Here is a 10,376-nt window from a genome sequence, read left to right on the forward strand (position 1 = left end):
GCGCTTAACAAATTAGTATGCAGGGGCATCTCTGGGAAGAGACGATGTGTCCCCGTCCGGAGACTTCGTACGTGACGATGAGTGCGCACCGGGCCGCGACGGGCCCGGGACGCGCCCGCCAACCGGCCAGAATCCCGCGAGCCGCGGAAGAGGGAGAGCCCGATGTCAGCAGCCGAGGGTCCGCTCGTCGTCGGGGTGGACTCGTCCACCCAGTCCACCAAGGCCCTGGTCGTCGACGCGTCGACCGGGGAGGTGGTGGCGCGCGGCCAGGCATCGCACACCGTCTCGTCGGGCGCAGGCCGCGAGAGCGATCCGCGCCAGTGGTGGGACGCCCTGTGCGACGCCCTGAACCAGTGCGGCGAGGCGGCCCACGAGGCCGCCGCGGTGTCGATCGGCGGCCAGCAGCACGGCCTGGTCACCCTGGACGCGCACGGCGACCCGGTGCGCCCCGCCCTGCTGTGGAACGACGTGCGGTCGGCGCCCCAGGCGCGCCGCCTGGTGAACGAACTCGGCGGCCCCAAGGCCTGGGCGGAACGCACCGGAAGCGTGCCCGGCGCCTCGTTCACGGTGACGAAGTGGGCCTGGCTGGCCGAGAACGAGCCGGAGGCCGTCCGCGCGACCGCGGCCGTGCGGCTGCCCCACGACTACCTGACCGAGCGTCTGACGGGGCAGGGCACGACCGACCGCAGCGACGCCTCCGGCACCGGATGGTGGGCGTCGGCGACGGAGTCGTACGACGAGGAGATCCTCACGCGCGTGGGCCTCGACCCAGCCCTGCTGCCGCGCGTGGTCCGGCCCGGCGAGGTGGCCGGCACCGTACGCGACACCCATGACCTGCCTTTCTCCAAGGGCACCCTGGTCGCGCCGGGCACCGGCGACAACGCGGCCGCCGCGCTGGGCCTCGGTCTGCGGCCCGGCGCCCCGGTGCTGAGCCTCGGCACCTCCGGCACGGTGTACGCGGTCTCGAAGCGGCGCCCGGCCGACCCGACCGGGACCGTTGCAGGCTTCGCGGACGCCCACGGTGATTGGCTGCCGCTGGCCTGCACCCTGAACTGCACGCTCGCTGTCGACCGGATCGCCGCACTGCTGGGCCTCGACCGCGAGGCCGTCGAGCCGACCACCGGCGTGACGCTGCTCCCCTACCTCGACGGCGAGCGAACGCCTGCTCTCCCGCACGCCTCAGGGTTGCTGCACGGCCTGCGGCCCGACACGACGGCCGGACAACTGCTGCAGGCGGCGTACGACGGGGCGGTACACGCGCTGCTCGGCGCCCTCGGTCTGGTGCTCGAAGCGGATGCGGACCCCACCGTTCCGCTGCTGCTCATCGGCGGCGGCGCGCGGGGCAGAGCCTGGCAGGAGACCGTACGACGGCTGTCGGGGCGTCCTGTCCAGGTCCCGGAGGCCAGGGAACTGGTCGCCCTGGGGGCCGCCGCACAGGCCGCGGGACTCTTGACGGGCGAGGACCCGGCCGCTGTCGCCCGGCGCTGGGACACCGCCCGCGGGCCGGTGCTGGAGGCCATGGAGCGGGACCAGGCGACACTGGCGAGGATCACCGGGGTACTCTCCGACGCGGCGCCGCTGCTGGCACGGGAAGCGGACCGGCGCTGACGCGACCCGGGGGAGGCATGACCACACCGCTGCACGAAGCCCATCCGTCGAGCCCCGGCCGCCGGCTGCCCGACACCCAGCAGGGCATGCGCCGCCGCAATCTGGCGCGGGTCATGCACACCGTGAACGCCGAGGGGCCGCTGTCGCGTGCCGCCGTCGCCTCGCGGATCGGGCTGACCCGGGCAGCCGTCTCCACGCTGGTGGACGAGCTGATCCGCTCGGGCCTGCTCGAGGAACTGGGACCCGAGCGTCCCGGCCGGGTGGGGCGCCCAGGGTCCTCCCTGGCCGTCAGTGGACGCGGTCCGGCCGGGATCGGCGCGGAGATCGGCGTCGATCACCTCGCGGTGTGCGCGGTCGACCTGCGCGGCACCGTACGGGCCCGGGTGGTGCGGCACGGCACGAACCGCGGCCGCCCGCCGCAGCCGGTGCTCGCCGAACTGACCGCCTTGGTGGCGCAGGTCGTTGCGGAGGCGGAACGGGAGGGGCTGTGGCCGGCCGGTCTCGCCGTCGCAGTGCCCGGTCTGGTGGCGCGTGACACCCGAACCGTGGTCCGCGCGCCCAACCTCGACTGGCACGAGGTCGACCTCGGCGCGCTCCTGCCTGCCGACCTGCCGCCGACCGTGGACAACGAGGCCAACTTCGGCTCGCTCGCGGAACTCTGGCTGGGGGACGACACTCCGCTCGACTTCCTGCACGTCTCGGCGGAGATCGGCATTGGTGGCGCGGTGGTCGTGGACGGGCGGCTGCTCCGCGGGACGCGCGGCTTCGCGGGCGAGCTGGGACATGTGCCGGTTCACCCGGAAGGGCCGGAGTGCGCGTGCGGCGGGCGCGGTTGTCTGGAGCAGTACGCCGGCGAGGAGGCGGTGCTGCGTGCGGCTGGGCTGACGCCGGGCGAGAACCGCGTCGAGGTGCTGGCCGAGCGTGCCGCGCAAGGCGACAAGGAGGTACACCGGGCCCTGCGCGACGCCGGGACCGCGCTCGGCATCGCGTTGACCGGAGCGGTGAACCTGCTGGACCCGCAGGCGGTGGTGCTCGGCGGGGCGCTGGCCGCTCTCGCTCCCTGGCTCCTGCCGTCGCTGGAGCTGGAGTTGGCGCGCAGGTCGGCCGGGCGGGCCTGTGTCGTGAGCGTCTCGCGGCTGGGGCCCGAGGGACCTCTGCTCGGTGCCGCGCACTCGGTGGTCCGGGCGGTGCTCGACGATCCGGCGGCGGTGGCGGGGCGGACGTAGCGGCCTGGGCCCCGACCGCCCTCGCTCTCAGGCACCCGTTCAGAACCGCTTCCCTCACACGGGTGAGGAAGTTGTCCACAGTCGTGCCGTTGTCCACCGAAGACATCGCGCCCTTCCTGCCCAACCACCCGGAGCCGTACCGTGATTCCCATGAGGCGCAGTCGCCGCGCATGGCGATGTGTCAGTCGCGTCGGGGGGTTCACATGACGGGAGAAACAGCTGGGGGGCTGCGGCGCGAGGCCATCGGTCTGCGCGAGGTCCTGTTCCAGAGCATCACGGCGATGGCCCCGGCGGCAGCGGTCGCTGCGTCCATTCCCTCGGGCGCGGCCTTCGCGGGCGGCAGCCTGCCGCTGTCGGTGCTCATCGCCCTGGTGGCTTGCCTGTTCACCGCTTCGTGCGTGGCCGAGCTGGCGCGGCGGCTGCCCGCCGCCGGCTCGGTGGCGACCTATGCGGCGCAGGGGCTGCATCCGACCATCGGCTTCCTTGTCGGCTGGGGCTATGTGTTCGTAGAGGCACTGGTGCCGCCCCTGCTGCTCCTGCAACTCGGCTTCACGACCGCGGGCACGCTGCACCAGGAGTGGTCCGCGTACCCGGACGACCTGTGGTGGCCGTGGGCGCTCGCGGGCGCGGTGGTCATCGCAGCGGCGGGTTACTTCGGGGTGCGCGCTTCGGCGCGTCTCGGAACCGTCCTCGGCGTCTTCGAGGTTCTGGTCTTCCTGGTCTTCGCCGTCTGGCTCGTGGTCCGGGCGGGTGGCGAAAACACGCTGTCGGTGTTCGGGACCTCCCACACCGCCCACGGATACGGGGGCGTCGGCGGGGTGTTCGCCGGTTCGGTGTACACGGTGCTCGCCTTCGCCGGTTTCGAGGCGGCGGCGCCGCTGGCGGAGGAGACGAAGAACCCGCGACGGACGATGCACCGCGCCGTCCTGGGAGCGGCGCTGGCGATCGGACTCTTCTACGTGGTGACAACCTACGCGATGACCGTGTTCGTGGGGCCGGACCGCTTCGCCGCCTTCGGAGCCTCGGGAGCGGCGTCCTGGGAGGGCGTGGCCCGTGCGTCCTTCGGGCTGTTCTGGGTCCTGGTGTTCCTGGCCGTCGTCAACTCGACGATCGCCAATGCCAACGCGTGCGCCAACGTCTCGACGCGTACGGCCTTCGCCCTGGCACGGATCAGGGTGTTCCCGCTACTCTTCGCGCGCCTGCACCCTCAACGCCGCTCCCCCGTCGCCGGGGTCGCCGTGCAGGGCGCGGTGGCGGTGGCGGTCATGCTCGGCCTCGGCCTGTACTACGACCCGGTCACGGCGTTCCTGCTCCTGGCCACCGTTATCGTCACCGTCGTCATCAGTGTGTACATCGTGGTGAACCTCGCGTGCGCGGGCTACTTCCTGCGCCGCAGGCGGGAGTTGTTCAACCCCGTGCGGCATCTGCTGTTCCCGCTGCTGGGCATCGCCGCCTTCGTGCCCGCTCTGCTGACGGCAGCCGGCCTGCCGGTCTTCGACTTCGTGTCCCCGCTGACCACGCCGGTGTCGTACGCCGGCCCGATCGTCGGTGTCTGGATGGCGGCCGGAGTCGTGGTGGTGCTCGTCCTGCTGCGGCGCCATCCGGGACGCATAGCCGAGACCGCCCGCGTCCATCTCGACGAGTCCCCCACATCCGACCTTCACCCGAACGGAGCAGTGCAGCCATGAGCGACGACCCCCGCATCCTGACCGTCCGGCCCGCGCCGGACGAGTACGCCTGGACGTTCGGCGGCGCGCCGCCCCGCGCACGGATCGCACCAGGCACGGTCCTCGACCTGTATACGGAGGACTGTTTCGCCGGACGGGTCCGGTCCGAGAAGGACCTGGTGTCCGAGGTGTGCACCTTCCCGTTCCTGAACCCGCAGACAGGTCCCTTCCATGTGGAGGGCGCGGAGCCGGGCGACACTCTCGCGGTTCACTTCGTGTCGATCGAACCGGCCCGGGACTGGGCGGCCTCGACGACCGTTCCGCTGTTCGGCACGCTGACCTCCACCCGCACCACCGCGACGCTGCAGCCACCGCTGCCGGAGACCGTGTGGATCTGGCAGCTCGACCGGGAGCGGCGCACTGCCCTGTTCAGCGCACGCGAGAGCGACATCCGTGTCGAACTCCCCATGGATCCGATGCACGGCACGGTGGGCGTGGCGCCGGCCAACCTGGAGGTGCGCTCCGCTCTGGTGCCGGACGCGCACGGCGGGAACATGGACACCCCCGAAATGCGTGCAGGCGTCACCTGCTTTCTGGGGGTGAACGTCGAGGGTGGGCTGATCAGTCTGGGTGACGGGCACGCCCGGCAGGGCGAGGGCGAGACCTGCGGGGTGGCCGTCGAGTGCGCGATGAACACCGTGGTGATCGTCGAGCTGCTCAAGGGGATCGCCACGCCCTGGCCACGCATCGAGTCCGACACGCACATCGTCTCTACGGGCTCGGCGCGACCGCTGGAGGACGCGTTCCGGATATCGCAGCTCGACCTGGTGCAGTGGCTGGTGCGCGACTACGGATTCAGCGAGCTGGATGCCTATCAGTTCCTCACCCAAGCGGTCGAGTCGCCGCTGGCGAACGTCTGCGACACCAACTATACCTGCGTGGCCAAGCTCCGCAAAGACTGGCTGCCCGCACACGAGACACACCGCGGAATGCACTCCCAGCTGCGCGAAACGGCAGCCATGCTGAGGCGTTGAGTACACGACGGACAAGACAGAAGCACCGGAACTTCTTCATGGAGGCACTTTCGCCATGAACGACCCCGAATCGCGGCGAGCGAGACCGCTCACGAGCAGGCGCGGGTTACTGAAGGGCGCAGCCCTCGCCGTGGTTCCCTATGCGCTCCTCCCTTCCACACCGGCAAACGCCCGGCCCCGGGCCGTCGACCATCGCTCCGCGGACTGGATGGGGGCGGATCCCGTCAATTACACGGCCGCCGACCGGCCCCTGAGCTGTCCGGTCAACTTCGTCGTGATCCATGTGACACAGGCGACGTACACGAACACCCTGGGCATCTTCACGAACCCGCAGGAGAAAGTGTCCGCCCATTACGTCGTCAGGTCGGCGGACGGGCACATCGCGCAGTGCGTCCGTGAGCACGACATCGCCTGGCACGCGGGCAACTGGGACTACAACACGCGCAGCATCGGCATCGAACACGAAGGATGGGTGGAGCACCCCGGGTACTTCACGCACGCCCTCTACGAAAGGTCCGCCAAGCTCACGGCGGCGATCTGCACCAAATACGGCATCCCCAAGGACCGGGCGCACATCATCGGACACTACGAGGTCCCGGGGACCGACCACACCGATCCGGGACCGAACTGGGACTGGACGCGCTACATAAGGCTGGTCAAGGCCGCCTGATCGGATGACGTCGGCCGGGAAGGGGGAGGATACGAGGCCGGGGGGCTGCGACCGGGGGCGCTCCACCGGTTTCGGGCGGCTCGAACGGTTGTCGGCGCCCCCCCCGCGACGGGTGTGAAGTCCCGGCCACGTCGCCGTCCGGGAGGCCCGATGGGAGCGGTCCGCGGGTGGCCCTGGCGGCGGGAAATCCGCCGGACGGGTGAGGGGGCCGCGCCGCGGCCTCCCCCGCTGCCCAGTCCGACCCCTGGGGCGGAAGCGTCACGGCGGCACGCGAGCCGGCACCGGCAGGCTGCTGCCGGTCCACCACGGCCCCGGTGTCGCGCCACTGAACGGAGCCCCGTCAGGCGCCCCTATGGCGCAGACCGGAACAGTGGGAAGGGAAGCAGCCCCACGCCCGGCCACTCCGTCGGCATCCCGCCTGCGCCCAGCGGTTCCGGGGCTTCCGGGGCTTCCGGGGCTTCCGGGCCAGTCGCTCCATAACCCAAGACTCCCGCCGCACTCTCTCGACACGCGGAGGATTCGGTAAAGGATTAGCGTGGAATACGGGCGCCACGCCCGGGGAGGCAGACCGGAACCCCGGCCCGATTCCGGCGGGCCGGGGTTCTCGATCTCCATCTCACAGGCACCTCGGTCAGTCCCTGTCGTTGTCGCCACCCTTCTCCTCGTGGTGGTGACGCTTGATCACTCGGAAGCTGCCGACCACACCGTGCTTGACCTTCACACCACCGCGGACGTGCCGCGGGACCAACCCGTCCGCCTGGCTCCAGGGGCCGACGGTGGCGATGGGAGCACCGTTGTCGCAGGTGGCGCCGCTGAAGACCTCCACGGTCTTCTTGCTGTCGTTGCGGACGTTGAAGCTCCTGGCGCCGAGACCGCTGACCACGACGATGCAGCCGTCCGGAATGGCCGGGAATTCACGCTCGTTGACGCGGACCTTGCCGATGAAGTGGTGCCGCTTCTCGTGCTCGTGCTCGCGGCCCTCCTCATGCTCGCGGCCCTCATTGCCCTTACCCTCGTAACCCTTGCCGGATTCGCCGCCGCCCTGGAGGGCGGCGGAGGGGGCGGCGATGGCCTGCTGGGCGACCGGAGCCGCCTGGGCCGGCTCGGAGGCCGCGGAGGCGTAGGTGATGCCCGTGGCCGCCAGCGCCGCGGCAGCCGCGATTGCGGCAGTAACAGCGGTGGAACGCGTTGCCATGTCACTTCTCCTGTCTGAGAGACGTCGGCTGTGAGCCGATGCGAGATTGAACGTACAGATGATCTCCACATGTGTCATATCCGACATACCGAAAATATGAGGAACAATCCGATTGGCGTAATTTCCGTGTTGACGACCTGTCATCCGGTCCGAGTGTGCCGCCACCCCAGCGCCTCCATCGGGATACCGAGGTACCTGGCCGCAGGCCGCTCATCGACATCCGAGACTCCAGGCACCCGGCCTCCCGGCTTGGCGCCTCGCCGCGCGGCCGGGCGGCGGCGGGAGGCACATCCGGAAGCCGGCCTGCGCGGGACGTGTTCCCTGCACCGATACACCCCCGCACCGCTGCGCGCGATCGGGCTCACGACGTGGAATACCCCGCATCTCAAGCTCGTTGGGCTCTGCTGTGATCCATGCAAGCCAACCAATGCATGAGCAGGCGAAGCACCGAACACGGAGGCATCGGACCCGATGAGCGGCGAAACAAGCGCGGATGGCAAAGGCCCCGTGAAGGAGGCCGTCGGACGGTACGGCATCTGGAGCCTCGGACTGCGTTCGGAGGACGCCGCCATACGCGGTGAACTGGCCGAGGCGGCCGCCGAACTGGAGGAACTCGGCTTCGGCGCCGTCTGGTTGGGTGGCAGCAGCGGCGTACGCCACGCGGTACCGCTGATCGAGGCGACCTCGCGCCTCACCGTGGCGACCGGCATCCAGAGCATTTGGCAGTACGAGGCAGCCGAGACCGCGGCGCGCTTCACGGCACTGGAGAAGACTCACCCCGGGCGCTTCCTGCTCGGGCTCGGCGTGAGCCACGCCAAACTCGCGGACCAGTACAGTCGCCCGTACTCGGCCATGGTCGGCTATCTGGACGCCCTCGACGCCGCCGGTGTTCCCGCCGAGCGCCGCGTCCTGGCCGCGCTCGGCCCGAAGATGGTGGAGCTGTCCCGCGACCGGGCCGCCGGCTCGCACCCGTACCTGGTCACGACCGAACACACCGCCCGGGCCCGCGAGATCCTGGGCGACGCCCCGCTGCTCGCGCCGGAGACGAAGGTGGTGCTGGATACGGATCCGGACAGCGCCCGGACGAAGGCCCGCGGCAGTCTCGCCATTTACCTGGGGCTGCCCAACTACACGAACGCGCTTCGACAATTCGGCTTCACGGACGACGACTTCACGGACGGTGGCAGTGACCGCCTGGTCGACGCGTTGTTCGCCTGGGGCGACGACGGCCGGATCCGGGAACGGATCGAGGCCTTCCAAGCGGCGGGCGCCGATCACGTGGCACTCCAGGTGGTCGACGACCAACCGCGCGACTCCCTGCCGCGTGCAGACTGGCGGCGCCTGGCCGACCTGCTGCGCTGAGGCTCATCCGCGTGAGGGGCCACTGTCAGTGGCCCCGCCTAGGGTGGGACCACACAGGATCCGCGGCGAGCAACAGGAGTTCCCATGACGACCCTGCCCGATCGGCCGAACACCGCACTACTCGTCATCGATGTGCAGAACGGGGTGGTGGCGGGCGCCCTCCACCGCGACAGCGTGATCGCGAACATCAACACCCTGGTCGACAAGGCTCGCGCGGAGGACGTGCCGGTGATCTGGGTGCAGCATTCCGACGAGGGGCTCGAGCGGGGCAGTGAACGCTGGCAGTACGTACCGGAGTTGGTGCGCCTCGATGCGGAGCCCCTCGTCCACAAGCACTACGGCGACTCGTTCGAGGACACGGTGCTGGAGGAGGCACTCGCCGAACGCGGAGTGGGCCGGCTCGTCGTCACGGGCGCCCAGACCGACGCGTGCATCCGCTCGACCCTTCACGGCGCGTTCGTACGCGGGTACGACGTGACACTGGTCGGCGACGCGCACACGACGGAGGACCTCACGGAGTACGGCGCGCCGACCCCGCAGCAAGTGATCACGCACGCCAACCTCTACTGGAAGTGGCAGAGCGCACCCGGGCGCCGCGGAGGGACCGTCGACACGGCAGACGTGACCTTCATATCGGACGACGCGGGCTGAACGGAACCGGTCGGGACCATGCGCGAAATCCGCGATAACGGGGGGCATTTGCAGGCCCTTGCCCGCTGAGACCCTCCACTTGGTCGATCCAGCGGACGGCGGCGAGGGCTCGATGACCCTCGCCGCTTCCAGAGCTGCGCAACCGGCACCCGCTTTCTTCCGTTCCCCGGGGTTCCCTGCGGCCGCGACGCAACGTCTTCCCGTCCCGTCGCAGCCGGCCGGCGGCTCACACGTCGGGTTCACCCGCCAGGTCACTTCCCATCGGGTGTGCCCGAGGCCGGTTCAAGAGTTCCCGCGGCCGGGCTTTTCGGCGGGCTCGCTCGGCGCGACGTACGGCCGGTCCAAAGAGGGCTCCGGCGGCCAGGAACAGGCCGCCGAGTGCGAGCCGGCCAGGGGTGCCCCAGCCGAGCAACAGTGTCGTGAGGAGCGCCGGGCCGAGCATCCTGGCGATCTGCGGACCCATGCCGAAGAAGCCCTGATACTGCCCCTGCTTGTCGGGGTGCGCCAGTCCGAAGCCGATCTCCCAGCTACCCGCCCCCTGCACCATCTCGCCGAACACCTGGATCGCGGCGGCCGCGACCAGGACGGCCACTGCCGTCTGAGCCCCGACACCGGCTCCCGACAGCGCGTACGCCGCGCATGCGGCGAGCATGAGCCAGCCGGCATGCCGGGTTGCCCGGGTAGCGGTGCGCAGGTCGGTCACCCGGCGGGCAACGCGCACCTGAAACACCACCACACCCACGGTGTTGAGCATCATTGAATCCTCCCCTCCCTCGAAGGGAGGGGATTCCTGGCTCAGGCAGCCACCTGGGGCGGCGCCCCGGGTGGTCTTACGCCCTCAGCACCAGCCGGGTCGAGACCAGCCCGGACGAGCATCACGCGTGCGGAGTTCTTGTCCCGGGGGCTCACGGTCCCGCATGCGGTGCAGGTGCAGGTGCGCTCTCCCAGCGGCAGTGCGTGCTT

9 protein-coding genes and 1 pseudogene are annotated in these 10,376 nt (G+C 70.5%); 7 read left to right on the top strand and 3 right to left on the bottom strand.

All coding sequences use genetic code 11. From position 1 onward, the window contains the following. Positions 1-162 precede the first annotated feature (162 nt). The 5 genes from xylB to BIV24_RS08780 all read left to right on the top strand — a co-directional run bounded on the left by xylB (position 163) and on the right by BIV24_RS08780 (position 6,205). The gene (gene xylB / locus BIV24_RS08760; protein WP_071365624.1) at positions 163-1,608 is read left to right on the top strand and encodes a xylulokinase; all 1,446 of its coding nucleotides are present in this window, start codon (positions 163-165) and stop codon (positions 1,606-1,608) included. A 17-nt stretch (positions 1,609-1,625) separates the two neighbouring features. Further along, positions 1,626-2,834: an ROK family transcriptional regulator gene (locus BIV24_RS08765; protein ID WP_071365625.1), complete on the top strand. Its 1,209-nt coding sequence runs from the start codon at positions 1,626-1,628 to the stop codon at positions 2,832-2,834. Positions 2,835-3,037: 203 nt separating this feature from the next. Then, on the top strand, positions 3,038-4,522 hold the full coding sequence (locus tag BIV24_RS08770; protein WP_071365641.1) for an APC family permease: 1,485 nt from the start codon (positions 3,038-3,040) through the stop codon (positions 4,520-4,522). Further along, positions 4,519-5,535, top strand: a complete 1,017-nt coding sequence (locus BIV24_RS08775; protein ID WP_071365626.1) for an acetamidase/formamidase family protein — start codon at positions 4,519-4,521, stop codon at positions 5,533-5,535. Before BIV24_RS08770 ends, BIV24_RS08775 begins: the two co-directional genes overlap by 4 nt. Before the next feature lie 55 nt (positions 5,536-5,590). Continuing rightward, a complete protein-coding gene (locus tag BIV24_RS08780; RefSeq protein ID WP_071365627.1) occupies positions 5,591-6,205 on the top strand; it encodes an N-acetylmuramoyl-L-alanine amidase in 615 nt (204 codons plus the stop codon). Between the two features lie 631 nt (positions 6,206-6,836). On the opposite strand, the gene BIV24_RS08785 is transcribed toward BIV24_RS08780, so the two are convergent. After that, positions 6,837-7,400, bottom strand: a complete 564-nt coding sequence (locus tag BIV24_RS08785) for a hypothetical protein (RefSeq protein WP_071365628.1) — start codon at positions 7,398-7,400, stop codon at positions 6,837-6,839. A 471-nt stretch (positions 7,401-7,871) separates the two neighbouring features. Here BIV24_RS08785 and BIV24_RS08790 point away from each other — a divergent pair, with 471 nt between their 5' ends. Together BIV24_RS08790 and BIV24_RS08795 are read left to right on the top strand one after the other, a co-directional pair. Beyond that, positions 7,872-8,762, top strand: coding sequence for an LLM class F420-dependent oxidoreductase (locus BIV24_RS08790; RefSeq protein ID WP_071365629.1), 891 nt, complete (start codon positions 7,872-7,874; stop codon positions 8,760-8,762). Between the two features lie 84 nt (positions 8,763-8,846). Then, positions 8,847-9,413, top strand: a complete 567-nt coding sequence (locus tag BIV24_RS08795) for a cysteine hydrolase family protein (RefSeq protein WP_071365630.1) — start codon at positions 8,847-8,849, stop codon at positions 9,411-9,413. A 226-nt stretch (positions 9,414-9,639) separates the two neighbouring features. Here the strand turns inward: BIV24_RS08795 and BIV24_RS08800 are convergent, their stop codons facing one another. Continuing rightward, positions 9,640-10,170 carry a hypothetical protein gene (locus BIV24_RS08800; protein ID WP_071365631.1) on the bottom strand — a complete coding sequence of 177 codons (531 nt, stop codon included), beginning with the start codon at positions 10,168-10,170 and terminating at the stop codon, positions 9,640-9,642. Between the two features lie 38 nt (positions 10,171-10,208). After that, positions 10,209-10,376, bottom strand: a pseudogene (locus BIV24_RS35135) (RNA-guided endonuclease TnpB family protein); the annotation flags it as partial.

Origin of the sequence: Streptomyces colonosanans (assembly GCF_001866645.1) — a bacterium.
GTDB classification, from domain to species: domain Bacteria; phylum Actinomycetota; class Actinomycetes; order Streptomycetales; family Streptomycetaceae; genus Streptomyces; species Streptomyces colonosanans.

Coding starts and splice junctions, on each gene's coding strand:
- xylB (WP_071365624.1), top strand. CDS start 163: ATGTCAGCAGCCGAGGGTCCGCTCGTCGTCGGGGTGGACTCGTCCACC.
- BIV24_RS08765 (WP_071365625.1), top strand. CDS start 1,626: ATGACCACACCGCTGCACGAAGCCCATCCGTCGAGCCCCGGCCGCCGG.
- BIV24_RS08770 (WP_071365641.1), top strand. CDS start 3,038: ATGACGGGAGAAACAGCTGGGGGGCTGCGGCGCGAGGCCATCGGTCTG.
- BIV24_RS08775 (WP_071365626.1), top strand. CDS start 4,519: ATGAGCGACGACCCCCGCATCCTGACCGTCCGGCCCGCGCCGGACGAG.
- BIV24_RS08780 (WP_071365627.1), top strand. CDS start 5,591: ATGAACGACCCCGAATCGCGGCGAGCGAGACCGCTCACGAGCAGGCGC.
- BIV24_RS08785 (WP_071365628.1), bottom strand. CDS start 7,400: ATGGCAACGCGTTCCACCGCTGTTACTGCCGCAATCGCGGCTGCCGCG.
- BIV24_RS08790 (WP_071365629.1), top strand. CDS start 7,872: ATGAGCGGCGAAACAAGCGCGGATGGCAAAGGCCCCGTGAAGGAGGCC.
- BIV24_RS08795 (WP_071365630.1), top strand. CDS start 8,847: ATGACGACCCTGCCCGATCGGCCGAACACCGCACTACTCGTCATCGAT.
- BIV24_RS08800 (WP_071365631.1), bottom strand. CDS start 10,170: ATGATGCTCAACACCGTGGGTGTGGTGGTGTTTCAGGTGCGCGTTGCC.